General features: G+C 72.5%; 23 protein-coding genes. 19 read left to right on the forward strand and 4 right to left on the reverse strand.

The window, feature by feature from the left end:
• The 8 genes from ACFQU3_RS04765 to tsaD all read left to right on the forward strand — a co-directional run bounded on the left by ACFQU3_RS04765 (position 1) and on the right by tsaD (position 7322).
• The gene (locus ACFQU3_RS04765) at positions 1-351 is read left to right on the forward strand and encodes a holo-ACP synthase (RefSeq protein ID WP_385907266.1); all 351 of its coding nucleotides are present in this window, start codon (positions 1-3) and stop codon (positions 349-351) included.
• Positions 351-1952: a bifunctional ADP-dependent NAD(P)H-hydrate dehydratase/NAD(P)H-hydrate epimerase gene (locus tag ACFQU3_RS04770; protein WP_385907269.1), complete on the forward strand. Its 1602-nt coding sequence runs from the start codon at positions 351-353 to the stop codon at positions 1950-1952. The genes ACFQU3_RS04765 and ACFQU3_RS04770 overlap by 1 nt, the downstream gene beginning before the upstream one ends.
• 67 nt (positions 1953-2019) lie before the next feature.
• Positions 2020-3267, forward strand: coding sequence for an alanine racemase (alr, locus tag ACFQU3_RS04775; RefSeq protein ID WP_385907272.1), 1248 nt, complete (start codon positions 2020-2022; stop codon positions 3265-3267).
• Complete coding sequence (locus ACFQU3_RS04780; protein ID WP_385907275.1) at positions 3264-4514, forward strand: alpha/beta fold hydrolase; 1251 nt, start codon at positions 3264-3266, stop codon at positions 4512-4514. The genes alr and ACFQU3_RS04780 overlap by 4 nt, the downstream gene beginning before the upstream one ends.
• Before the next feature lie 6 nt (positions 4515-4520).
• A complete protein-coding gene (gene tsaE / locus ACFQU3_RS04785; RefSeq protein ID WP_385907278.1) occupies positions 4521-4985 on the forward strand; it encodes a tRNA (adenosine(37)-N6)-threonylcarbamoyltransferase complex ATPase subunit type 1 TsaE in 465 nt (154 codons plus the stop codon).
• A gap of 77 nt (positions 4986-5062) precedes the next feature.
• Complete coding sequence (tsaB, locus tag ACFQU3_RS04790) at positions 5063-5779, forward strand: tRNA (adenosine(37)-N6)-threonylcarbamoyltransferase complex dimerization subunit type 1 TsaB (RefSeq protein ID WP_385907281.1); 717 nt, start codon at positions 5063-5065, stop codon at positions 5777-5779.
• Positions 5776-6279 (forward strand): ribosomal protein S18-alanine N-acetyltransferase, encoded by a 504-nt coding sequence (rimI, locus tag ACFQU3_RS04795; RefSeq protein ID WP_385907284.1) that lies wholly within the window; start codon positions 5776-5778, stop codon positions 6277-6279. The genes tsaB and rimI overlap by 4 nt, the downstream gene beginning before the upstream one ends.
• A complete protein-coding gene (gene tsaD, locus ACFQU3_RS04800) occupies positions 6276-7322 on the forward strand; it encodes a tRNA (adenosine(37)-N6)-threonylcarbamoyltransferase complex transferase subunit TsaD (protein ID WP_385907287.1) in 1047 nt (348 codons plus the stop codon). The genes rimI and tsaD overlap by 4 nt, the downstream gene beginning before the upstream one ends.
• 36 nt (positions 7323-7358) lie before the next feature.
• On the opposite strand, the gene ACFQU3_RS04805 is transcribed toward tsaD, so the two are convergent.
• Positions 7359-8687, reverse strand: coding sequence for a glycoside hydrolase family 3 N-terminal domain-containing protein (locus ACFQU3_RS04805; protein WP_385907290.1), 1329 nt, complete (start codon positions 8685-8687; stop codon positions 7359-7361).
• A 127-nt stretch (positions 8688-8814) separates the two neighbouring features.
• Here ACFQU3_RS04805 and ACFQU3_RS04810 point away from each other — a divergent pair, with 127 nt between their 5' ends.
• From ACFQU3_RS04810 to ACFQU3_RS04825, 4 genes are read left to right on the forward strand one after another with little or no spacing between them, the layout of a single operon-like run.
• Positions 8815-9804: a nucleoside hydrolase gene (locus tag ACFQU3_RS04810; protein WP_385907293.1), complete on the forward strand. Its 990-nt coding sequence runs from the start codon at positions 8815-8817 to the stop codon at positions 9802-9804.
• A complete protein-coding gene (locus ACFQU3_RS04815; protein WP_385907295.1) occupies positions 9804-10625 on the forward strand; it encodes a PfkB family carbohydrate kinase in 822 nt (273 codons plus the stop codon). Before ACFQU3_RS04810 ends, ACFQU3_RS04815 begins: the two co-directional genes overlap by 1 nt.
• 57 nt (positions 10626-10682) lie before the next feature.
• On the forward strand, positions 10683-11012 hold the full coding sequence (locus ACFQU3_RS04820; RefSeq protein ID WP_385907297.1) for a metalloregulator ArsR/SmtB family transcription factor: 330 nt from the start codon (positions 10683-10685) through the stop codon (positions 11010-11012).
• Positions 11009-11506 carry an SRPBCC family protein gene (locus ACFQU3_RS04825; protein WP_385907300.1) on the forward strand — a complete coding sequence of 166 codons (498 nt, stop codon included), beginning with the start codon at positions 11009-11011 and terminating at the stop codon, positions 11504-11506. The genes ACFQU3_RS04820 and ACFQU3_RS04825 overlap by 4 nt, the downstream gene beginning before the upstream one ends.
• A gap of 133 nt (positions 11507-11639) precedes the next feature.
• Here the strand turns inward: ACFQU3_RS04825 and ACFQU3_RS04830 are convergent, their stop codons facing one another.
• Entirely contained in the window at positions 11640-12881 is a 1242-nt protein-coding gene (locus ACFQU3_RS04830; protein WP_385907302.1) for a class I SAM-dependent methyltransferase, read from the reverse strand.
• 222 nt (positions 12882-13103) lie between these two features.
• Here ACFQU3_RS04830 and groES point away from each other — a divergent pair, with 222 nt between their 5' ends.
• The gene (groES, locus tag ACFQU3_RS04835; RefSeq protein WP_188030623.1) at positions 13104-13400 is read left to right on the forward strand and encodes a co-chaperone GroES; all 297 of its coding nucleotides are present in this window, start codon (positions 13104-13106) and stop codon (positions 13398-13400) included.
• Positions 13401-13544: 144 nt separating this feature from the next.
• Complete coding sequence (groL, locus tag ACFQU3_RS04840; RefSeq protein WP_385907304.1) at positions 13545-15158, forward strand: chaperonin GroEL; 1614 nt, start codon at positions 13545-13547, stop codon at positions 15156-15158.
• Positions 15159-15319: 161 nt separating this feature from the next.
• On the opposite strand, the gene ACFQU3_RS04845 is transcribed toward groL, so the two are convergent.
• The gene (locus tag ACFQU3_RS04845; RefSeq protein WP_385907306.1) at positions 15320-15607 is read right to left on the reverse strand and encodes a WhiB family transcriptional regulator; all 288 of its coding nucleotides are present in this window, start codon (positions 15605-15607) and stop codon (positions 15320-15322) included.
• A 361-nt stretch (positions 15608-15968) separates the two neighbouring features.
• Between ACFQU3_RS04845 and ACFQU3_RS04850 the strand changes: the two genes are divergently transcribed.
• The 3 genes from ACFQU3_RS04850 to guaB are packed head-to-tail and all read left to right on the forward strand — an operon-like array spanning position 15969 to position 19080.
• Positions 15969-16544: a sigma-70 family RNA polymerase sigma factor gene (locus ACFQU3_RS04850; protein WP_385907328.1), complete on the forward strand. Its 576-nt coding sequence runs from the start codon at positions 15969-15971 to the stop codon at positions 16542-16544.
• Positions 16541-17518 carry a hypothetical protein gene (locus tag ACFQU3_RS04855; protein WP_385907308.1) on the forward strand — a complete coding sequence of 326 codons (978 nt, stop codon included), beginning with the start codon at positions 16541-16543 and terminating at the stop codon, positions 17516-17518. The genes ACFQU3_RS04850 and ACFQU3_RS04855 overlap by 4 nt, the downstream gene beginning before the upstream one ends.
• A gap of 44 nt (positions 17519-17562) precedes the next feature.
• Entirely contained in the window at positions 17563-19080 is a 1518-nt protein-coding gene (guaB, locus tag ACFQU3_RS04860; protein ID WP_385907310.1) for an IMP dehydrogenase, read from the forward strand.
• Positions 19081-19159: 79 nt separating this feature from the next.
• On the opposite strand, the gene ACFQU3_RS04865 is transcribed toward guaB, so the two are convergent.
• Positions 19160-20644, reverse strand: a complete 1485-nt coding sequence (locus tag ACFQU3_RS04865) for a heme peroxidase family protein (protein ID WP_385907312.1) — start codon at positions 20642-20644, stop codon at positions 19160-19162.
• A gap of 130 nt (positions 20645-20774) precedes the next feature.
• Between ACFQU3_RS04865 and ACFQU3_RS04870 the strand changes: the two genes are divergently transcribed.
• Both ACFQU3_RS04870 and ACFQU3_RS04875 read left to right on the forward strand, forming a co-directional pair.
• Entirely contained in the window at positions 20775-21896 is a 1122-nt protein-coding gene (locus tag ACFQU3_RS04870; protein ID WP_385907314.1) for a GuaB3 family IMP dehydrogenase-related protein, read from the forward strand.
• Positions 21897-22072: 176 nt separating this feature from the next.
• A partial coding sequence (locus ACFQU3_RS04875) for a glycosyltransferase family 2 protein (RefSeq protein WP_385907316.1) occupies positions 22073-23589 on the forward strand: 1517 nt, incomplete at its 3' end.

The following is a 23589-nucleotide window of genomic DNA, read 5'->3' on the forward strand; positions in this document are numbered from 1 at the left end:
GTGATCGTCGGGGTCGGGATCGACGTCGTCGACATCGCGCGTTTCGAGGAGACCCTCGAGCGCACGCCCGCGCTGCGCGAGCGGCTCTTCACGCCGGAGGAGCGTGGCCACGGCATCGCCTCGCTCGCGGCGCGCTTCGCCGCCAAGGAGGCGCTCGCCAAGTCGCTGGGCGCCCCGGGCGGCATGGAGTGGACGGACGCGCGTGTCGTGACGAACGGCGACGGCCGCCCGTCGCTGGAGATCGGCGGCACCGTGCTGGCCCGCGCCAACGACCTCGGTGTCGACTCGTTCCACCTGTCGCTGTCGCACGACGCTGGCATCGCGTCGGCCGTCGTCGTCGCGGAGGGCTGATGATCCGCGCACTCTCCGTAGACGCCGTCCGAGCCGCCGAGGCCGCCGCCCTGGCCGGTCTCCCCGAGGGTGAGCTCATGGCGCGGGCTGCCCGTGGTCTCGCCGAGGTGGCTGTCGCGCGCCTCACCGACACCGAGGGTGCGACGGTCGTCGGGCTCGTCGGCGCCGGCGACAACGGTGGCGACACCCTGTATGCCGTCGCCCACCTCGCCGAGTCCGGGTTCCCCTGCGCCGTGGTGCTGGTGCCCACGTCGGGCCGCGACGGCGTGCACGCCGCGGGCCTCGAGGCGGCCGAGGCCGCCGGAGTCATGGTGCACGTCGCGAGCGACGACCCCGACGCAGCTGCCGACGTCGTCGCCGAGGCGGACCTCGTGCTCGACGGGATCGTCGGCATCGGCGGACGACTCGGCCTCCGCCCCGAGGCCGCCCAGCTCGTCGACGCCGTCGACGACGACGCGTGGGTCATCGCGGTCGACCTCGCGAGCGGGCTCGACCCCGCGGGCGAGTCCGGTGAGGACGATGCCGTGTGGGCCGACGAGACCGTCACGTTCGGCACACCGAAGCCCGTTCACCTCCTGCCGGTGGGAGAGGCGGCGACCGGTCGGCTCACCGTCGTCGACATCGGGCTCGACTTCGACGACGTGCCCGCCGCCGTCGAGCGCCTGACCTGGGACGACGTCGCGGACCTGTGGCCGGTGCCCGGCCGCGGCGACGACAAGTACTCCCGAGGCGTGCTCGGCGTCGTCGCCGGCAGCGAGGCCTACCCGGGCGCCGCCGTGCTGTGCACGACGGCCGCGGCCGAGTCCGGCGTCGGGATGGTCCGCTACGTCGGTACGCCGACGCCGGTCGCCCTCGTGCACCAGGCCGTGCCCGAGGCCGTCGTGGGTGACGGACGCGTCCAGGCCTGGGTCGTCGGGCCCGGGCTCGACACCGAGGCCGACGACGACCGGGCGCGTGCCCAGCTCGACTCGGCCCGCGCGGCGCTCGGGAGCGACCTCCCCGTCGTCGTGGACGCCGGGGGCCTCGCCCTGGTCGACGGGCGGCGTGACGCGCCGACGGTGCTCACCCCGCACGCCGGCGAGCTCGCCCGCCTCCTCACCCGCCTCGAGCGTCCCGGAGCAGGGACGACCGACGGGCAGCAGAGCGGCTCCGGCGACTCGGCGAGCGTGGCCGGCGGCGAGCTGCCCGCCGTGCGTCCCGCTGATCACGTGGCGCCGTCCGACCGCGAGGTCACCGCCGACGACGTCAAGGCCGACCCCCTCGCGCACGCGCGCCGCCTCGTCGCCCTCACCGGTGCCACCGTGCTCCTCAAGGGCGCCACGACGCTCGTCGTCACCGACGGTGAACCGGTGCGCTCCCAGGCCGACGCCCCGCCGTGGCTCGCCACCGCCGGCTCCGGTGACGTGCTGGCCGGAGTCATCGGCACCCTGCTGGCCGCCGGCTGCGCTCCGCACGACGCCGCGTCCCTCGGTGCCCTCGTGCACGGAGTCGCCGCCGACCGCACGTCAGGTGGGGGCCCGCTGCGGGCGTTGGCGGTGGCACACGGCATACGGCCGACGGTGCGTGACCTGCTCGCCCGGGGACGGTCGGCGCCCGGCTGAGCCCGCCGCCGCGTCGCGAGAGAGGCCCTGCATCCGGACGACCCAGACGAACTGCGAGACTGCACCGATGAGCCAGATCGACGCCACCGACGCCGAACGGACCCCCCTGCCCGCCGCAGCGGCACCCTCCGGGTCAGCCCCTGGCGCCCGGCCGGACACCCGCGGCACGACGGTCTGGGCCGAGATCGACCTCGACGCCCTCGAGGCGAACGTCCGCACGCTCCGCGCCATCGCGCCCAGCTCAGCGTTCATGGCCGTCGTCAAGGCCGACGCCTACGGACACGGCCTGCTCCCGGTGACCCGAGCGGCGCTGCGCGGCGGTGCCACGTGGCTCGGCGTCGCCCAGTTCGCCGAGGCGTTCGCCCTGCGCGACGCCGGCATCACCGGGCGGCTGCTCACGTGGCTCAGCGTGCCCGGCTCCGACTTCGTCGGTGCGGTCGCGCGCGACATCGACCTCTCTGCCTCCGCGCCCTGGGTCCTCGACGAGATCGCCGCTGCCGCCCGGTCGCTCGGGCGCACCGCGCGGGTGCACCTCAAGGTCGACACCGGTCTGGGCCGTGGCGGTGCCTACGGGCAGGACTGGACCCACCTCGTGCGCCACGCACGGCCGCTCGAGGCCGAGGGCGCGATCGCCGTGGTCGGCATCTGGACCCACTTCGCCCACGCCGACGCACCGGAGCACCCGACCGTCCTCGCCCAGCAGGAGCGCTTCTTCGAGGCCGTCGGCGAGGCCGAACGCGAGGGCTGCCGCCCCGAGGTGCGACACCTGGCGAACTCCGCCGCGACCCTGCTGCACCCGAGCGCCCACGCCGACCTGGTGCGTCCCGGCATCGCGATGTACGGCCTGACCCCGGTCCCGCAGGTCGACGACGACTTCGGCCTGCGCCCCGTCATGACCGTCCGCGCTCGGCTCGCCCTGGTCAAACGGCTCCCCGCGGGTCAGGGCATCAGCTATGGCCACGCGTACGTCCCCGACGTCGACACGGTGGTCGGCCTCGTGCCCGCGGGGTACGCCGACGGCATCCCACGCAACGCGACCAACGTGGGGCCGCTCGTCGTCGGGGGGCGCCGCACCGCGATTGCGGGCCGGGTGTGCATGGACCAGTTCGTCGTCGACCTCGGGCCGGCGTCGAGAGCGCAGGCCGGTGACGTCGTGACGCTCTTCGGTGGCGCCCCGGGGGAGCCGACCGCACAGGACTGGGCCGATGCGACCGACACGATCAGCTACGAGATCGTCACGAGGCTCGGCGCGCGCGTGCCCCGGCTGCACTCCGGGGGAGCCGGCGGCGCCGACCACCAGGACACCGTCGCATGAGCCCGCGCCGCAACCCCGTCATCGGCATCGCAGCCGCGACCCTCGGGGTCGCCGGTGCCGTCGCCGCAGGCATCGCGGCCGACCGCGCCGGCAGGCACCGGGCCGCCATGGAGGCGCTCGAGACGCCTGAGCTGCTCGACATCACCTCCGACGAGGAGCACGTCGTGCTCACCGACGACGGGGTCGCGCTCCACGTCGAGGTCGACCTCCCGTCGCCGGATGCCGCCGCTGCCGCAGCCCGGGGAGCGACGCGCCGGGGGCGCGCCGACGAGCTGCCGACCGTCGTGCTCACCCACGGCTACTGCCTCAGCCTGCGCTGCTGGGTGTACCAACGGCGCGCGCTCAAGGCCGCCGGATACCGCGTCGTCTCGTGGGACCAACGTGGCCACGGCCGGTCGGCCCGCGGGGACAAGGACAGCTACACGATCGACCGGCTCGGCAAGGACCTGCTGGCGGTCATCACCGAGGTGGTCCCCGAGGGCGATCTCGTCCTCGTGGGCCACTCGATGGGTGGCATGACGATGCTCGCGCTCGGTGAGCACCAGCCGGGCCTCATCCTCGACCGCGTCGTCGGGGCTGCGTTCGTCGCGACGAGCCCCGGCGGGCTGATGCTCGCCAACGGTGGGCGGGTCGCGACGTTCGGCCGTCTCCTGCTCGAGCGCCTCGGCCCGGGTGTCCTGGGCTCGCTCAGCAACCGACCCGAGCTGTTCAGCCGGATGAGGCGGGTCGCCCGGGACCTGGAGTACTTCCTCGTCGAGCAGAACTCGTTCGCGTCGCCCGTGCCGCGGTCGGTCGTGCGCTACACCGCCGACATCCTGCTCGGCACCCCTCTCGACGTCGTCAACGACTACCTCCTGACGTTCGACGGCTTCGACAAGCGGCCGGCCCTGCTCGAGTTCCGCCACTCCATGGTCCTGGTCTTCAACGGCCGCGAGGACGTCCTCACGCCGCCGTCGCACAGCGAGCTCATCGTCGAGGGCATCCCCGGGGCCGAGCACATCGTCGTCAACGACGCCGGGCACGTCATCATGCTCGAGCACCCCGACCTGCTGAACGCCCACCTCGTCCAGCTCGTCGACCAGTCCGCGCGCGCCCGGACCGAGCAGATCGAGGTCTCGAAGCAGCCCCGCGTGCGCCGGATCGTGACCGACGTCGCCAAGAACCGCCGCCAGCGCCGCCTCGAGAAGGAGGCTGCCGAGCTCATGCGATCCGGCCGGGGCAAGCCGGCCCGCACCAAGGGAGCGTGAGCGGGCGTGGAGCGCCAGGTCCGGTGGGCCACCCGTGACGACACGCAGGAGTTCGGCCGGCGGCTCGGGGCACTGCTGCGCGGTGGCGACGTGCTCGTGCTCACGGGCGACCTCGGCGCCGGCAAGACGACGCTGACCCAGGGCATCGCCGACGGGATGGGCGTGCGCGGCCCGATCACGTCGCCGACGTTCGTCATCGCCCGCGTGCACCCGTCGCTCGTCGGCGGCCCCGAGCTCGTCCACGTCGACGCCTACCGTCTGGGCAGCGCCCTCGAGCTCGACGACCTCGACCTCGACGCCGACCTGGACGCGAGCGTCACCGTCGTCGAGTGGGGCGCCGGACTCGCCGAGCAGCTGAGCGACGACCGGCTCGAGCTGACCATCACCGGCGACGACGTGCGGACCGCCCGGCTCGTCGGGGTCGGCGACCGCTGGGACGGCGTGCTCGACGACCTCGCCCCGGCGGCGTGAGTGCACCCACACGGCATCCGGCGCCGGGACGGTGACGCCAGGCTGGTGCCGCGGCGTGCTCGGATAGCCTGACGCTCGTGCTGCTGCTCGCGATCGACACCTCGACGACTGCCATCACCGTCGGCCTGCACGACGGTTCGGGTGTGGTCGCCGAGACGACGACGCTCGACGCCCGCGCCCACGCCGAGCACCTGGCGCCCGGCATGCAGGCGGCGCTCGCATCCGTCTCTGCGGCACCCGACGACGTGACGGACGTCGTCGTCGGCATCGGACCCGGGCCGTTCACCGGCCTGCGCGTCGGCATCGTCACCGGCCGCACGTTCGCCTTCGCGCTCGGCATCCCGGTACGCGGCCTGACGAGCCTCGACGCGGTCGCCCACCAGGCGTGGCTCGGCGGCCGCCGCGGAGACCTGCTCGTGGCCACCGACGCGCGCCGCAAGGAGGTCTATACGGCGGTGTACGCCCTCGGCGACGCCGGTGCTCGGCGAACCGCCCACCCTGTGGTGTCGCGGGCGGCCGACCTGCCGGCCGAGCTGCGGGCGCTGCCCACGGCGGGTCGCGGAGCGGCGCTCTACGGAGAGGCCCTGCCTCACGGCATCGAGCCGCTCGACGTCAGCGGCGGCGCCCTCGCCGACCTCGCGGTGCGCCGCCTGGCGGACGCCACTTCACGCGACCACGACGGGACGCTGCAATGGACCGAGCCCGGTCGCGGCTTCGACGGGCTCGAGCCGTTGTACCTGCGCCGCCCCGACGTCTCACCGGCGGCGCCCACCACGAAGTCGACCCTCGGATGACGGTGGCCAGGACACCTGTCCAGCCCACGGACGCGGACGGCGTCACCCTCCGCGACCTCGAGTGGACCGACCTCGCCCACCTCGCCGCCCTGGAGCAGGAGCTCTTCGCCGACGACGCGTGGTCCGAGGCGACGTGGTGGAGCGAGCTCGCCGGCCACCCGCGCCGCGACTACGTCGTCGCCGTGACCCCCGACGGAGCCATCGCCGGGTACGCCGGTCTCGACGTCTCCGGGGACGTGGCCGACGTCATGACCATCGCGACAGCCCCGGCCCACCAGGGTCGCGGCACCGGCCGGCTCCTGCTCGAGGACCTCGTGCGCCGAGCCGTGGGCCGCGACGTCGAGGCGCTGCTCCTCGAGGTGCGTGCCGACAACACCGCTGCCCGCCGCCTCTACGACCGGGCGGGCTTCGAGGTCATCTCGGTGCGCCGCCGCTACTACCAGCCGGGAGACGTCGACGCCCTCGTCATGCGCCTCCTGCTCACGAAGGGAGACGCATGAGCGACGAGCCGCTCGTCCTCGGCATCGAGACGTCGTGCGACGAGACCGGGGTCGGCATCGTGCGCGGCCAGACCTTGCTCGTCGACACCGTCGCGAGCAGTGTCGAGGAGCACGCCCGTTTCGGTGGCGTCGTGCCGGAGGTCGCGAGCCGCGCCCATCTCGAGGCGATGGTGCCGACGATCGACCGCGCGTGCCGCGAGGCCGGCGTCTCCCTCCGCGACCTCGACGCCATCTCCGTGACGTCGGGTCCCGGGCTCGCGGGTGCCCTGCTCGTCGGCGTCGCCTCTGCCAAGGCCCTCGCCCTCGCCCTCGGCAAGCCGATCTACGGCGTCAACCACCTTGCCTCGCACGTCGCCGTCGACATCGTCGAGCACGGTCCGCTGCCCGAGCCGACCATGGCGATGCTCGTGTCCGGCGGTCACTCGTCGCTGTTGCTCGTCCCCGACGTCACCAATGACGTCCGGTCGCTGGGCGCCACGATGGACGACGCCGCGGGCGAGGCGTTCGACAAGGTGGCTCGCGTGCTCGGCCTGCCCTTCCCTGGAGGGCCGCACGTGGATCGCGCTGCGCGAGAAGGCAACCGGCTCGCGATCGACTTTCCGCGCGGCCTCACCACAGGCCGTGACCTCGAGCGGCACCGCTTCGACTTCTCGTTCTCCGGGCTGAAGACCGCGGTGGCGCGCTGGGTCGAGCTGCGCCAACGCGCCGGGGAGAGCGTGCCTGTCGCCGACGTCGCCGCGAGCTTCCAGGAGGCCGTCGTGGACGTCCTCACCCGCAAGGCCCTCCTCGCCTGCAAGGAGCACGACGTGGAGCACCTGCTCATCGGAGGTGGCGTGGCCGCCAACTCTCGACTGCGAGCCCTCGCCGAGGAACGGTGCGCCAAGGCGGGCGTCACGTTGCGCGTGCCGCGGCCGGGCCTGTGCACCGACAACGGGGCGATGGTCGCGGCTCTCGGGGCGCAGATGGTGGCGAAGGGACGCGAGCCGAGCGACCTCGGGCTGCCCACCGACTCCTCGATGCCGGTGACCCTGGTCCGGGCCTGAGCCGGTCAGCCGGTCCACGACCGCCAGGAGGGCGGCTCAGGGGCAGCGGGCGAGCCCCATGCGCTGCTTGAGGTCGACGACGCGGGTGACGGACTCCTCGACCCGCTCGGCGAAGGCAGGGTCGTCGTCCATCGCCTGCGTGATGGCGTCGTGCATGATCGGCACCGTCGACGGACGAGCGGTCAGGGTGATGTCACCGCCCGCCTCGATGAACCGCGTCGCGCGCTCCCCGGTCGGCACGTCGGCGACCGCCTTGGCGGCGCCGACGTCGTCCGTGATCACGACCCCGTCGTAGGAGAGCCGGTCGCGCAGCAGGTCCGTCACGACGGCCTTCGAGAAGAGCGCGTTGACGCCGGGGTCGATACGGCTGTACTTCGCCGAGCCCACCATGACGAGCTCGACATCGTCCTCGATGCCGGCGCGGAACGGCGTGAGGTAGGGGTCGGTCGTCGTCGTGGTGCGGTCGGTGATGCCACGCGCCGTGACGTCGGTGTTGCCGGTGATCCGGCCGATGCCGGGGAAGTGCTTGATGGTCGAGGCGATTCGCCCGGCGCGCATGCCGGCGATGAAGGCGCCGACCATCGTCGCGTTGCGGGCGGGGTCGCTGGAGTACTGGCGGTCGTACTGTCCGATGGGCCCGTTGTCGCGGCCGACCGAGGTCGGCACGGTGTCGGCGACCGGGGCCAGGTTGACGTTGATGCCGGCGGTCCGCAGCTGGTCCGCCCAGCGGGTGGCGTCGGCGGTGAGGTCGGCCGGGGTGCCCTGGTTCTGGACCCGGGCGGACGGCATACGGCTGAAGCCCTCTCCGCGGAGCTGCTGCACGGCGCCTCCCTCCTGGTCTGCTGCGATGAGAAGCCCCAGGCCGGCGGTGTCCTCCTGCGATGCGAGGGCCTCGAGGTGACGGGTCGTCGCGCGGACCCGGTCGGTTCCGCGCGCCCAGCCGCCGAGCAGGATGACGCCGCCGAGGTGGCGCCGGGCGATGAGCCGGTCGAGGCTCGTGCGGCTCGCGCCGTTGTCGAGCCCGACCATGAGCAGCTGTCCGGCGCGCTCGTCGGCGTCCATCGCGGCGACGACGCGCGACGCGCACGACGTCGGCGCATCAGTCGTGTCCGTGGGCGTGGACGTGCCCGAGGGCGTGTCGGACGGCGTCGTGGTGGTCGACCCGGAGGTGTCCGGCCCGGTGGTCGACGGTGTGGAGGACGTGGACGGCGCCGACCCGGTCGACCCCGTCGACGAGGCGCCCGGCGCGGTCACCGTGGGGTTCGGGGTCGTGGAGCAGGCGGCCGTGAGCGACATGGCGACGGACACGACGACGGCCCACCGGACGGGGGCGGGGAGGTGGCGTCGGGTCTCGCTCTGGCGCATCGTTCGAGCCTATCCCGCGCCTGTGGAGGTCGGACCGGCCAGGGGGCCGGGCGAACCGAGGGCTCCACGCTGCCCCCGGCGAGTCGAGGCGGCCCCGCCGGTGCGCGCAGCCGGTACGTTGCCGCGTGTGACGACCGAACCCATCCCCGTCGTGCTCGATGTCGACACCGGCGTCGACGACGCGTGCGCCCTGCTGCTCGCCGCTCTGCATCCCGCCGTCGACCTGCGCGCCGTGTCGTGCGTCGGTGGCAACGCCCCCGTCGACGACGTCGTGCGCAACACGCTGCTCGTCCTCGAGACCGCCGGCCGCGCTGACGTGCCCGTCGCACGGGGCGCCGAGCGCCCACTGCTCGAGCCGCCCCTCCATGCCCGCCACGTCCACGGCGAGGACGGTCTCGGCGACCTCGGCTGGCCGGCCGCCGAGACGACGCCCGACCCCCGCCACGCCGTCGAGCTGCTCCGCGACGTGTGTCGGGCGGCCGCCGGCGAGAGCCGTCCGGTGACGCTCGTACCTCTTGCGCCGCTGACGAACATCGCGCTGCTGCTCCGCACGCACCCTGACGTCGCGGCGGGGATCTCCGAGATCGTCTTCATGGGCGGCGCCGCGCACGTCGGCAACGCGACGGCCTCGGCGGAGTTCAACATCTTCCACGACCCCGAGGCGGCCGCGATCACGCTCGACGCCGCTGCCGACCTCGGCATCCCCGTGACGATGTACGGCCTCGACGTCTTCTATCAGCCGGTGGTCGGCAAGGCCGAGGCCGCCGAGCTCGTGGCCGTAGGGGGCCGCGGACCCGCCGAGCTCGGAGGGCGGCTCATGGACTTCCAGCGTCAGCGACTCGGGGGCGAGGTCGCGACGATCGGTGACGCCGGCGCGGTGTGCGCCGTCATCGACCGCGGCGTGCTGCGCACGGAGACGCTGCCGCTGCGCGTCGAGCTGGCCGGCACCTGGTCGCGTGGCCGCACCATCGTCGACCGTCGCGACTGGAGCGGTGCGATCAAGCACGACCCGCACGGTGAGGCGCCGGTGCGGGTCGACGTCGCGCTCGGGGTGGACGGCGAACGCTACGCCCGCCTCTGGGTGGACACGCTGCTCGGCCGCGTCGGAACGCGCTGATGGGCCGCGTCATCGTCGTCGGGTCCCTCAACGTCGACATCGTCACGAGGGTCGAACGCCACCCCGCCCCGGGGGAGACGGTGCTCGGTGAGGCCGGTGGCCGGTTCGCCGGCGGCAAGGGTGGCAACCAGGCCATGGCCGCCCGCCGCGCCGGTGCCGACGTGACGATGGTCGCGGCCGTCGGCACCGACGACGCCGGCAGCGCCTACGTCGCCCGGCTGGAGCGCGCCGGCATCGAGCCGCGTGTACAACGCCGTCCCGAGGACCCCACCGGCACGGCGCTGATCACCGTCGACGAGGCGGGGGAGAACTCCATCATCGTCGTCGCCGGGGCCAACTCCCGGCTGCGGCCGGAGCCCCTCGACCTCGGAGCCGCAGGGGGCGACGTCGTGCTGATCTCGCTCGAGGTCGACCTCGAGGCGGTCTGCCACGTGGCGCGGCGCGCCCACGCGGCCGGGGCGCGCGTCGTGCTCAACCTCGCGCCGTATGCCGTCCTGCCGCCCGACGTCATCGCGCTCGCCGACCCGGTCGTCGTCAACGAGTCCGAGATGCGCCAGCTCGCCGACTCCGACCTCGTCCCCGAGTCGCTGCTCGTGACCTTCGGCGCAGCAGGTGCGCGGTGGGGGCCGCACGGCGTCGACGGCCTTCCCGTGGCGGCCGGCGAGATCGGCGACACCGTCGGTGCGGGCGACGCGTTCTGCGGCGCCCTCGCCGCGGCGCTCGCCTCGGGTGCCGACACGCAGGCGGCGCTCGAGGCGGCCAACGCTGCGGGGGCGGCGGCGGTCCGCTGGGTCGGGGCGCAGCCAGACGCCGCCCTCTGACGAGACCGCCCAACGCGTACCTTGGCAGTTACGTAACTTAAGGGTTACGCTCAGCGGGTGAGTGGAACGTGGGAGGCGCTGACCGACCCGACGCGACGAGCGATCGTCGAGCACCTCGCTCGCGACGAGCTGACGGCGGGAGAGGTCGCCGCGCTCTTCGACACGGCCCGACCCGGCATCTCACGCCACCTGCGGGTGCTGCGCGAGGCGGGTGTCGTCGAGGCGGAGGCCGTCGGGCAGCGTCGCGTCTACCGGCTCGCGCCCGCCGCCCTCGACGAGGTCGAGCAGTGGTGCCGCGACGTGCGGTCCTTCTGGAGGCAGCGCCTCGACGCGCTGGACACCGAGATCGCCCGCGGGACGCGGGCCCGACGACAGGAGCAGGGATGAGCGAGCTGACGCAGGTGCTCGGCCGCATCGAGCGCGCGGCGGACGGGGTGGCGGTCGTCTTCGAGCGGCAATACGCAACCGGCCGGGACGACCTCTGGCAGGCCTGCACCGACCCGGGGCGCCTCGTGCGCTGGTTTGCACCGGTCAGTGGCGAGCTGCGCCCGGGCGGTGAGTTCACGATCCACTTCGGCGACGGCGACACCCCGCTGTGCCGCGTCGTCTCGTGCGACGCGCCCGAGCGGCTGGTCTGGGAGTGGCCCATCGGGGACGTCGCGACGCTCGTCACGGCCGAGATCGCCGCCGACGCCGACGGGTCGCGTCTCGTCCTGCGGCATGCCCGTCTCACACCCGGACAGGTCGCCGGGTATGCCGCGGGATGGGACGCGTACGTGCGCTCGCTCGACGCCCACGTCGACGGTACGGAGCCGCCCGACTGGGAGGCGATGTGGACCGCGCTGCAGGCCCGGTACGCCGAGGCTGTTCACGAGCGGTGACCCGGCCCGTGGGCGACGGGCGACGGGCTCCGTGCTCGTGTGGGCGCCTGAGCTTCGATCCGGCGAGATGTCGAGGGATCGAAGCCGGTCCGCCGGTCCGATCCAGTGCCTCCGCCCCGGCGACCCGGACGGGTCAGGCCGGGGTGACGACGAGTGCGACCTGGCTGCCCCCGATACGCGTCAGCACGAGCGTCGCCTCGGACCCGCCGCGCCCGCGTCCGGTCATCTTCAGCTGGCGGCGCAGTGCGTCGGCGTCGACCGTGACACCTCGCTTCTTGATCGTGAGGCGGTCGTGGCCGTGGTCGCGCAGCCAGCGGGCCAGGTGCTTCGTCGACAGGGGCATCGCCTCGACGACCCGGAACCGACGAGCCCACGGCAGGTCGCGAGACCCGGCGCTCGTCACGTAGCCGACCCCCGGCGCGAGCTCGGCGCCGTCGACCGCCGCGACGAGGGCGCCCGTCAGACCGGCCCGGATCACGGCGCGATCGGGCTCGTAGAGCCACTCGCTCACCTCGTGCACGGACCCGAGCGCGGGCGGCAGGGCGCCGTCTGCCGCGTCGGACTCCGTCACGACCGTCGTCGAGGTCTCGGTGCACACCGCCGCCGTGCGGCCCGCGGTCGCGACGAGGGGCCCCCACCACACAGCGCACTCGAGCACCTCGCCGTACCAGGACGTCCACTGGGCCTCGGCGCCGCGCGGCACGGATCCGTGAGGGAACGAGGGGGAGAGCTTGGCGCCCGTTGCCGGAACGTCGTCGGCGAACGCGAGCACCTGCGACCACGAGGGTGAGATGGCGTCGAGCGAGAAGACGCGTCGGGTCCGGCCGCGGACGTCGGCGACACCGCTGACGCGCCTGGCCGGGTCGAGCCAGAGGCCGAGGTGGCGGCGGCCCTCGCCCTGGGGGAGGAGGACGTCCTCGGCGCGTGCGTGGGTCACCCGGGCCGACGGCCAGTGCCTGAGGTTGACCGCGGCGACGCGGGCCGTCGCCGCGTCGGCGTCCACGGCGTGCACCGTGAGGTCGAGGCCCGCGAACGCCATGGCGTCGGCCCCGAGCCCGCAGCCGAGGTCGTAGACGTCACGGACCCCGGCTGCGGCATACCGGTGGGCGTGGCGCGCCGCGATGGCCAGGCGGGTGGACTGCTCGAGCCCGTCGGCGGTGAAGAGCATCCCGGCGGCGAACTCGCCGAACTTCTCGACGCCGCGTGAGCGCAGCCGCGACTGGGTCATCGCGGCGGCCACGAGGTCGGCGTCGTAGCCGGCGTCGCGCAGACGGCCCTGGAGGGTGAGCGACGCATGCTCGTCGTACGGCGGGAGTGACCGGAGCAGCGCCCAGCCCTCGCCGTCCGAGAGGCGGTCGACCATGGCGGCGTCCATGGCCACATCCTGCCAGCGCGGCCGGGCACGCGACGCGCCGGATCTGGCACTCGACTTGACCGAGTGCTAACCGCAAACCTAGATTTCACCTTGTTGGCACTCTCGACCTGAAAGTGCCAGCACCCCTCCTCGAGGGCGGTCGACCCCCGCGACGGCGGCCAGCCTCGATGAGCCCACAGTCCGTAGTCAGTTTCCGACTGTCCCGAAGGGAAGGTCACCACCGTGTCGGTTTCCATCAAGCCGCTCGAAGACCGCATTGTCGTCAAGTCCCTCGAGGCCGAGCAGACCACCGCGTCCGGCCTCGTCATCCCGGACACGGCCAAGGAGAAGCCCCAGGAGGGCGAGGTCCTCGCTGTCGGCCCCGGCCGCTTCAACGACACCGGCACCGAGCGCGTCCCGCTCGACGTCAAGGTCGGCGACAAGGTCATCTACAGCAAGTACGGCGGCACCGAGGTGAAGTACGGCGGCGAGGAGTACCTCATCCTCTCCGCACGTGACGTGCTCGCCGTCGTCGGCTGACGTCGTCACGCCGCATGCCGTGAACGCACCCCGGTGAGCATCCCGAACCATTAGGCCGGGGTCTCCCCGGGGTGCGTCCCGTTTGACCGGGTCCCGCCCGGAATCCCAAGAACCACAAAGCAACCCGAGCCAAAAAGGAACACCATGGCCAAGCAGCTGGAGTTCAACGACTCCGCCCGCAAGTCGCTCGAGCGCGGCGTCGACGCGCTCGCCAACGCCGTCAAGGTGACGCTCGGCCCGAAGGGCCGCAACGTCGTCATCGACAAGAAGTGGGGCGCCCCCACGATCACGAACGACGGCGTGACCATCGCCCGTGAGATCGAGCTCGAGGACGCCTACGAGAACCTCGGCGCCCAGCTCGCCAAGGAGGTCGCGACCAAGACCAACGACATCGCCGGCGACGGCACGACGACCGCGACCGTCCTCGCCCAGGCCATGGTCAGGGAGGGCCTGCGCAACGTCGCTGCGGGCGCCGCCCCCGCCGCGCTCAAGCGCGGCATGGACAAGGCCGTCACCGCGGTCAACGACCGCCTCCTCGAGAACGCCCGCGAGGTCGACGGCAAGGACGAGATCGCCTCCGTCGCCACGCTCTCCGCCCAGGACGCCACGCTCGGTGGCCTCATCGGCGAGGCGTTCGACAAGGTCGGCAAGGACGGCGTCATCACCGTCGAGGAGTCCTCGACGACTGCGACCGAGCTCGAGTTCACCGAGGGCATGCAGTTCGACAAGGGCTACCTCTCGGCGTACTTCGTGACCGACACCGAGCGCATGGAGACCGTCCTCGAGGACGCCTACGTGCTCATCAACCAGGGCAAGATCTCCTCGGTCGCCGAGGTGCTCCCGATCCTCGAGAAGGTCGTGCAGTCGGGCAAGCCGCTGCTCATCATCGCCGAGGACGTCGACGGCGAGGCCCTCTCGACGCTCGTCGTCAACAAGATCCGCGGCACGTTCAACGTCGCGGCCGTCAAGGCCCCGGGCTTCGGCGACCGCCGCAAGGCCATGCTCCAGGACCTCGCCATCCTCACCGGTGGCCAGGTCATCGCACCCGAGGTCGGGCTCAGCCTCGACCAGGCCGACCTGACCGTCCTCGGCCAGGCCCGACGCGTCGTCATCACCAAGGACAACACGACGATCATCGACGGCGCCGGCGAGGAGTCCGAGGTCGCCGGCCGCGTCAACCAGATCAAGGCCGAGATCGAGCGCACCGACTCCGACTGGGACCGCGAGAAGCTCCAGGAGCGCCTCGCCAAGCTCGCCGGCGGCGTCTGCGTCATCAAGGTCGGCGCGCACACCGAGGTCGAGCTCAAGGAGAAGAAGCACCGCATCGAGGACGCCATCTCGGCAACTCGTGCCGCGATCGAGGAGGGCATCGTCGCCGGCGGCGGCACCGCCCTCATCCACGCCGCGTCCGCGATCGACGCTCTCGAGGTCACCGGTGACGAGGCCACGGGCGCCTCGATCGTGCGCAAGGCCCTCGCCGAGCCGCTTCGCTGGATCGCAGAGAACGCCGGCCACCAGGGCTACGTCGTCACCTCGAAGGTCGCCGAGCTCCCGATCGGCCAGGGCCTCAACGCGGCCACGGGCGAGTACGGCGACCTCATCGCCGCGGGCGTCATCGACCCGGTCAAGGTCACCCGTTCCGCGCTGCGCAACGCCGAGTCCATCGCGTCGATGATCCTCACGACCGACACGCTCGTCGTCGACAAGCCGGAGGACGAGGCCGAGGCCGGTGGCCACGGGCACGGCCACGGCCACTGAGCCGGACGGCACGAGGCGTCACGCCTGACACGCGGCGAGGGCCGCTCCCCGGTGGGGAGTGGCCCTCGCTGCGTCTCGACCTCCGCGACCCCGTCGTGTCTCGCGGGACGGTCGAGCGGTGTTGTCAGGACCCGCGCGGTGCGGGCCGGCCCGGCCTCGGGTCAGGAGGCCTCCTGGATGCCGTCGTAGAGCACCTCGCGCTCGGCCTCGGTCAGGCCACCCCAGACCCCGTACGGCTCGCGGACCTCGAGAGCGTGCGTCCGGCACTGGGCGACGACGGGGCAGGCGGCGCACACGGCCTTGGCCTGCGCGTCGCGGTTGCGACGGCGTGGCCCGCGCTCGCCCTCGGGGTGGAAGAAGACCTCGGGGCTGACGCCGCGGCAGGCACCGTCGAGCTGCCAGTCCCAGAGGTCGGCGACTGGACCGGGCAGGCGGGTGATCTCGGCCATGAACTCGTCTTTCGCGTGGGGCGGGAATGCCGCCGGTCGTACCGGTCCGCTCGGTGCGCGTGGGCGCGGAGCCGCGGAATCGACGCTAACCGGGCGCCAGATCACGGATAAAGACTGGAATCTTCAGGACTTGTTCAAGAATTGGCATCGGGATGGCATGCTCGTCCACGGGGGCAGTTCGCTGCATCCGTACTCGTCCGCTGAGGTCGGCGGGCACTACCATGGGCCCGCTTCGGCAGGGGCGCCACCGGCGGCGCGTGGGGTGTCGCCGGACGCAGAACCAACAGTTCGGGGGACGAGGACTTAGATGGGTCTTGGGTGGTCCACGCACACCGGCGTAACGACCGGGGGCGTCGGTGCGATGGAGCGGGTGGACGCTCCATCGCTTCGTGAGCTTGCGGCACTGTCCGCGCGCGACACCCATGCGCGTGACGTGTTGCTTGCGCGCGTGAGGGACATGGCCCTGCGGTACTCCCGCGTCCGCCTCGGCCGGTTCGGTGCCGAGGACACTGCCCAGGACGTCGCCCAGGAGGTGTGCATGGCTGTCGTTGCGGCTCTGCCGACCTACGAAGAGCGTGGCCTGCCCTTCGAGGCGTTCGTCTACACGATCACGGGCCGCAAGCTCGCCGACGCCCAACGTGCGGCGATGCGCAGCCCCGCCCCTGTGGCCGACGTGCCCGACGGCCCCGACGACGGGCCCTCGCCCGAGTCGGTGGCGGTGATGCGCGACGAGGCAGCGATCGCGATGTCCCTCATGCAGCAGCTGCCCGCGCAGCAGCGAGAGATCCTGACGCTCCGCGTCGCCGTCGGCATGTCCACCGACGAGACCGCCGCGGCACTCGGAATGTCCGCCGGCGCGGTCCGCGTGGCCCAGCACCGGGCCCTGAACAAGCTCCGCGCCATGATCGCGGAGGCCGGGGCGGGTGATGTCGCGTGAACGACCTCTCGCCCCTGAGCGACCTCATCGCCGACGACCTCCTCCTCGACCGCCTCGGTGGCCGCACCGACCCGGGCAGCGAGCCGATCGCCGCCCTGCTGGGCGCCCTGGCGACACAGGCCGACACGCCTCTCCCGTCGCGCACGGGCCGGCGCCGCATCGCCAACAAGCACCGTTATCTCGGCGCGTTCGCGGCCTTGGCGATCGCTGCCTCCGGGGCGGGCGTGGCCGCGGCCGTGTCGCTGCCGGACGCCGGGCCGAGCCAGTCGGACCGGGCCCGGATCGCCCAGAAGATGGACGCGAGCGCTCGCAGCGACGCCCCGAGCGCGCTGCTGTCCCGCCTCGGGCTCCCGCGCACGAGCGGCACGACGGCCGCGCGCGGCCTCGTGCTCGCGCGCCGCGATGACGGCACCATCGTGCTGCTGCCCGCGGCTTTCGCGGCGGCCGAGGTGGCCAGGCGCGGCGGTGCGGCCGCGACCGGCGACGACGACCCCAACGGAAAGTCCGTCGCAGGCCAGCCCGACGGCACCCAGGGCGACACCCCGCCCGGAGACAACGCGCGCGGCGACAGCACGCCGGGCGGCGCCACGGCCGACGACCCCGCCGACGGCACGGGCACACCCCAGCCCGACGACGGCGCCACGCAGGCCGGTGGCGGGCAGACCGGCACGCCACAGACGACCAGCACCGGCAAGAAGGACCCGAGGACGACCAAGGGCACCAAGGGCGGGACCGCCATCACGCCGACACCGACGACGACACCGACGACGACCCCGACGACGATCCCGACGACCGGCGCCCTGACGCCGGAGACGATGCTCGCGCCGTCGACGACCTCCGGCCAGGCCCGGCCCACGGTGCCCTACCTGCCGCCGGTCAAGGCCCGCACCGGCGACTCGACCGGGGACTCGACCGACGGCACGGCAGATGCGACGACCATCCCGCTGACAGACGACCAGACCGCCGCCCCCTGACCGTCCCGTCCCGGCGCACATCGGCGAGCCCTTAGAATTGGGCAATGAGCCTCGGATCGTCTGACGTGCCCGCTGCTTTCGCCACGATGGGGCTGACGTACGACGACGTCCTGCTGCTTCCCGGCTACAGCGACCTCGCTCCCACCGACATCGACACGACGACCCGCCTCACGCGCGAGCTGTCGATCCGGTCGCCGCTCATCTCGGCGGCGATGGACACGGTGACCGAGGCGCGCATGGCCATCGCGATGGCTCGCCAGGGCGGGCTCGGCGTGCTGCACCGCAACCTCTCGATCGCCGACCAGGCCTACCAGGTCGACCTCGTCAAGCGCACCCAGACCGGGATGATCTCCAACCCGATCACCATCGGCCCCGACCGCACGCTCGAGGAGCTCGACCAGATCTGCGGCGAGTACCGCGTCTCGGGCCTTCCCGTCATCGGTGACGACAAGAAGCTCATCGGCATGGTGACCAACCGCGACCTGCGCTTCACGCCGGTCGCCGAGTGGGCGAGCACGCTCGTCAGCGACGTCATGACGCCGATGCCGCTCATCACGGGCCACGTCGGCATCAGCCGCGACGAGGCGACGGCCCTGCTGCGCCAGCACAAGCGTGAGCGCCTGCCGCTCGTCGACTCCGAGGGCCACCTGACCGGCCTCATCACCGTCAAGGACTTCGTCAAGAGCGAGCAGTTCCCCAACGCGAGCAACGACGCCGACGGCCGTCTCATGGTCGGTGCCGCGATCGGCTACTTCGGCGACGCGTGGGAGCGTGCCACCACGCTCATCGAGGCCGGCGTCGACGTGCTCGTCGCCGACACGGCCCACGGCCACGTGCGACTGCTCATCGAGATGGTCGAGCGGCTCAAGAAGGACCCCGCGACGCGCCACGTCCAGGTCATCGGCGGCAACGTCGCGACGACCGCGGGCGCCCAGGCGTTCGTCGACGCGGGCGCCGACGCCGTCAAGGTCGGCGTCGGCCCCGGCTCGATCTGCACGACGCGCATCGTGACCGGCGTCGGCGCGCCCCAGGTCACGGCCGTCCACGCTGCGGCCCAGGCCTGCAAGCCGGCGGGCGTGCCGGTCATCGCGGACGGCGGCCTCCAGTACTCCGGCGACATCGCCAAGGCGATCGTGGCCGGCGCCGACTCGGTCATGGTCGGCTCGCTGCTCGCCGGCTGCGAGGAGAGCCCGGGGGAGCTGATCTTCGTCAACGGCAAGCAGTTCAAGAGCTACCGCGGCATGGGCTCGCTCGGTGCGATGAGCTCGCGCGGCAAGAAGTCCTTCTCGAAGGACCGCTACTTCCAGGCCGAGGTCGAGTCCGACGACAAGATCGTCCCCGAGGGCATCGAGGGACGCGTCGCCTACCGCGGGCCCCTGTCGGCGGTCGCCCACCAGATGCTCGGTGGTCTGCGCCAGTCGATGTTCTACGTCGGCGCGCGCACCGTCACCGAGCTGCAGGAGAAGGGCCAGTTCGTGCGCATCACGTCGGCCTCCCTCAAGGAGAGCCACCCGCACGACATCCAGGGCATCGCGCCCGCGCCCAACTACACGGTCGGCTGACCGCCCCACCCACGCCGTATGCCGGCCGGTGGGCGCCGCGTCGAGCTTCGAGCGGGAGCCGGCCGGACGGCATACGTGCTCAGAAGCTCGCGACGACTCCCGCGGCGCCGAGCAGGTCGACCATGCGGAAGTCGCCGTGGGTGCCGTAGGTCGGCGTCCACTCCGGGTCCTGGGCGAGGTACGAGTCGGCGTCGCCCTCGATGAGCCCGACGAAGACCTCGGCGACGATCCGGCCGCCGACCGGCCCGAGGTGTCGGCCCTGCGCCATGACATCGGCCTCGCGCAGGATGTAGAACCAGAGCGGGGTGCGCTGCTCGAGGTGCAGCGGCGCGAGGTCGGCGAGGTCCCCGGGCGCGAGGACGGGCAGCGTCATCGCCTTCGCCACCGCCTGCCCCGACGGCAGCTTCATCGTCAGCGCCCGCAGCAGGTTGCGCTGGGCCAGTGACACCGGGCTGCCCGTCGACTGGCCCATGAGCGCGAACAGCGGCGAGGACAGGGTGACGTCGATGAGCTTGTTGGGTCGGGCTCGGCCGTCGCCGAAGTCGAAGAAGGTCTGCCAGTCCACGAAGCGACGCGGCGCCCGGCAGCCGCCCCGCAGGTCGGCCGGGTCCTGGCTGCCCGCAGCCGTGTGGTCGAAGATCAGCGCGAAGAACTGCTTCGACGCGTCGGTGGCGGAGCGGCCGAAGTTCGCCCGGTACGACGGACGCACCTGTGAGTGGCCGAAGCGGTACGCGGCGACGGAGAACTCGACCGGGATGTACGGGTCGTTGCGCCAGCCGTAGTGCCTGCGCCCCTTCGTGAGGACGTCGAAGACCGTCGCCGCGCCGACGGTCTTCGGCAGGAACTCGTGCAGGATCATCCACTGGTAGTGCCAGCGCACGATGCGCTGCGCCTCGGCGAACACCTCCTCGACCGTGAGGATGCCGCCGAGGTCGGCCTTGACGTCGGCGACGACCCGGTTGTGGAAACGCAGCACGGCCAGGTGCAGCTGGCTGACGATGAGGTTCTCGTCGTTGCGCGGGTCGCCGATGATCGCGACGTCCTGGCTGTTGCGCGGCACGTCGCTCCGCACACCCCCGAGGGACACGGCGGCCGAGCCGGGGATCGTCTCGACGAGGAACGAGGTCGCACCATGGTCGACCGTGCGGTCGTAGAGGTGCGGGCTCACCCCGGGGCCGCCGCCGTAGACGCTGTCGAGGTCGAGGGCCGGTATGCGGAAGTTGCGGATCGACTCGGGGTCCTGCCGCCGGGCCAGCGAGCTCGTCGGGTCGAACGTCATGTCGTGGTCGAGGAACTGTCCCAGGAACGTCATCCCGGCCGTGAGGTCCGGGTTGTTCGGGTTGTCGAGGCTCAGGGCCGGGTCGGTGATGAGCGTGATGGGGTCGGTGCCGTCACCGGCGTCCATGATCCCGCCGGGCTCTCCGAGCTCCATCAGGGCTCGGCGGACGGTGGGGGTGTCTGCGGAGAAGGGCGGCAGCGTCGGGAACATCCGTCCGAAGCGCCCCTGCTCGTAGAACGTCGACTGCGGCGTGAAGACGCCGGCATCTGCTGATCCGTGTGCCATGGAGGTCAGTAGCTGGTCCGCTTCGCGGTGATACGTCAGGACACGGCATACGACGGGATGCCCGGGACGTCGCATGGAGCGCGGCCGGACGACGGACGAGCCGTCGCGGCCCTGTCGATAGGATCGGGCGGTGACCGAGATCGAGATTGGCCGAGGCAAGCGCGGGCGGCGCGCCTACTCCTTCGACGACATCGCCGTGGTGCCCTCGCGCCGCACGCGCGACCCCGAGGAGGTCTCGGTGTCGTGGCAGATCGACGCCTACCACTTCGACATCCCGGTCATGGCGGCGCCGATGGACTCCGTCGTCTCGCCCGAGAGTGCCATCGTCCTCGGAAAGCTCGGCGCGCTTCCCGTCCTCGACCTCGAGGGCCTGTGGACCCGGTACGAGGACCCGACCGCGCAGCTGCGCGAGATCGCCGAGATCGACCCCGCCGCCGCGACGGCACGCATGCAGCAGATCTACTCCGAGCCGATCAAGCCCGAGCTGATCACCGAGCGCCTCCGCCAACTGCGTGACGCCGGTGTCACCGTCGCGGGCGCCCTGTCGCCGCAGCGCACCCAGCAGCACTGGAAGACCGTCGTCGACGCCGGCGTCGACCTCTTCGTCATCCGCGGCACCACGGTGTCGGCCGAGCACGTCTCGGGCCGGGCCGAGCCGCTCAACCTCAAGCGGTTCATCTACGAGCTCGACGTGCCCGTCATCGTCGGCGGCGCCGCGTCGTACACCGCCGCCCTGCACCTCATGCGCACGGGCGCCGCCGGCGTCCTCGTCGGCTTCGGCGGCGGCGCGGCCCACACGACCCGCACGGCCCTCGGCATCCACGCCCCGATGGCCTCCGCCGTCGCCGATGTCGCCGCGGCCCGCCGCGACTACCTCGACGAGTCGGGCGGCCGCTACGTCCACGTCATCGCCGACGGCGGTGTCGGCACGTCCGGCGACATCGTCAAGGCCGTCGCGTGCGGCGCCGACGCCGTCATGCTCGGCGCGGCGCTCGCCCGTGCCACCGACGCTCCCGGAGGTGGCTACCACTGGGGCCCCGAGGCCCACCACCAGCAGCTGCCCCGTGGTGAGCGCATCGCCCTCGGCTCGCAGGCCTCGCTCGAGGAGATCCTCTTCGGACCTGGCCGTCATGCCGACGGCACGACGAACGTCATCGGCGCGCTCAAGCGTGCGATGGCGACGACTGGGTACTCCGACGTCAAGGAGTTCCAGCGCGTGGAGGTCGTCGTCTCGCCGTACCTCGGCAACTGAACCCCGGCGTCCGGACGAGCCCCCGGTCGGTCGCGACCGATACCGGACAGTATCCTTGTGCGGCAGTCGCGCCGACGAGCGCGCCGTTCAGGGGACCGGGACGACGTCCGCCGCGAGACCAGATCCACCAGAGCACAGGACCGCCTGTCACGGCCCGTGCGGGAAAGGCACCTGACATGACCGAGCCGACCACCGAGAGCGCGACCCCCTCGAAGCCTGGACGGCCGCTCTTCTCGATCGTCTCGGCGGTCTACAACGTGTCGCGCTACCTCGAGGAGTTCTTCGCCTCGATCGATGCGCAGACGTTCGACCTCTCGCGGCTGCAGGTCGTCCTCGTCGACGACGGGTCGACCGACGACTCGCGGGCGGTCGTGGAGGCGTGGGCGGCGCGGGCGCGTTGCGAGGTGGTCGTGCTGCACCAGGAGAACGCCGGCCAGGCCGCGGCCCGCAACGCCGGCCTCGAGCACGCCACCGGCGAGTGGGTCACCTTCATCGACCCCGACGACACGGTCAACGCTCGCTTCCTCGCCTCGATGGCAGCCTTCGCCGGCGAGCACCCCGAGGTGCAGTTCCTGTCGGCCAACGTCGTGCTGCGCAACGAGGCCACCGGCGAGCTGGGCAAGCACCCCCGCTGGAAGATGTACACCGACAGCCGCCTCGTCGACCTCGACGTCGCGACGTCGTACATCCCGGGAAGCTCGACGACCTCCCTGATGCGTCGTGACGTGATCGGCGACCTGCGCTTCAACCCTGGGCTGCGTCCGAACTTCGAGGACGGCGACTTCGCCGTCCGCTACCTGCTGCAAGCCCCGAGCCGCAACACCGGCTTCGTCGGGTCGGCGCGCTACTACTACCGCAAGCGGGGCGACCAGAGCTCGACGCTCCAGACGGGCATCTCCGCCGTGGGTCGCTACTCGACGGTGCCGCGCGAGGGCTACCTCACGCTCCTGCGCGACGCCGCGCAGCGCTTCGGCGAGATCCCGATGTGGGTCCAGCACGTGATCCTCTACGAGCTGTCGTGGTACTTCTCGTCCGAGGACGCGATGGCCAACTCCGCGTCGGCCATCGAGGGTGAGCTGGCGGAGACGTTCCGCGAGACGCTCGGCGAGATCGCCGAGCTGCTCTCGCCCGACGTCGTCGACTCGTTCTCGATCCGCAGGCTCCAGCCGCACTGGCGCGACATCCTGCTGCACGGCCTGCGGGGCAAGTCCTGGCACACGACGTATGCCGTGACCGACGGCTACGACCGCACCAAGCGGTTGGTGCGCGTGCTCTACCGCTACATCGGCGACCCGCCGGCCGAGGTCGTCTACTCTCGCGGCAAGCCCAAGGCCCCCGTGCACGCCAAGACGCGCGCCATCGACTTCTTCGGCGACACCCTCATGTGGGAGCGGATCCTCTGGGTCGACGCCCGCGGCACCCTCGAGGTGCGCCTCGACGGCGGCCGGGTCGAGCTGCTCAGCGGCTGGAAGGGCAACCGCGTCCGGGCCCTCGGGGCCAAGGCGATCGTGCGGCGCTTCCGTCCCACGCCGCCGCGCCGCCGCGACGCGATCGACCGCCTCAAGGTCGACCCGGTGCGCATCCTCGCCTCCCGGGGTCCGGTGCGGCGGGAGTTCGGTGGGGCGTGGGTGTTGATGGATCGGATCCATGATGCGAACGACTCGGGGGAGATTCTGTTCCGGTGGTTGCGTGA

This window comes from Terrabacter sp. GCM10028922 (genome assembly GCF_042666095.1).
Taxonomy (GTDB): Bacteria; Actinomycetota; Actinomycetes; order Actinomycetales; family Dermatophilaceae; genus Terrabacter.

Coding starts and splice junctions, on each gene's coding strand:
- ACFQU3_RS04865 (WP_385907312.1), bottom strand. CDS start 20,644: ATGGCACACGGATCAGCAGATGCCGGCGTCTTCACGCCGCAGTCGACG.
- ACFQU3_RS04830 (WP_385907302.1), bottom strand. CDS start 12,881: ATGGACGCCGCCATGGTCGACCGCCTCTCGGACGGCGAGGGCTGGGCG.
- ACFQU3_RS04770 (WP_385907269.1), top strand. CDS start 351: ATGATCCGCGCACTCTCCGTAGACGCCGTCCGAGCCGCCGAGGCCGCC.
- ACFQU3_RS04805 (WP_385907290.1), bottom strand. CDS start 8,687: ATGCGCCAGAGCGAGACCCGACGCCACCTCCCCGCCCCCGTCCGGTGG.
- ACFQU3_RS04780 (WP_385907275.1), top strand. CDS start 3,264: ATGAGCCCGCGCCGCAACCCCGTCATCGGCATCGCAGCCGCGACCCTC.
- ACFQU3_RS04850 (WP_385907328.1), top strand. CDS start 15,969: ATGGAGCGGGTGGACGCTCCATCGCTTCGTGAGCTTGCGGCACTGTCC.
- guaB (WP_385907310.1), top strand. CDS start 17,563: ATGAGCCTCGGATCGTCTGACGTGCCCGCTGCTTTCGCCACGATGGGG.
- ACFQU3_RS04825 (WP_385907300.1), top strand. CDS start 11,009: ATGAGCGAGCTGACGCAGGTGCTCGGCCGCATCGAGCGCGCGGCGGAC.
- ACFQU3_RS04815 (WP_385907295.1), top strand. CDS start 9,804: ATGGGCCGCGTCATCGTCGTCGGGTCCCTCAACGTCGACATCGTCACG.
- alr (WP_385907272.1), top strand. CDS start 2,020: ATGAGCCAGATCGACGCCACCGACGCCGAACGGACCCCCCTGCCCGCC.
- rimI (WP_385907284.1), top strand. CDS start 5,776: ATGACGGTGGCCAGGACACCTGTCCAGCCCACGGACGCGGACGGCGTC.
- tsaD (WP_385907287.1), top strand. CDS start 6,276: ATGAGCGACGAGCCGCTCGTCCTCGGCATCGAGACGTCGTGCGACGAG.
- groL (WP_385907304.1), top strand. CDS start 13,545: ATGGCCAAGCAGCTGGAGTTCAACGACTCCGCCCGCAAGTCGCTCGAG.
- ACFQU3_RS04845 (WP_385907306.1), bottom strand. CDS start 15,607: ATGGCCGAGATCACCCGCCTGCCCGGTCCAGTCGCCGACCTCTGGGAC.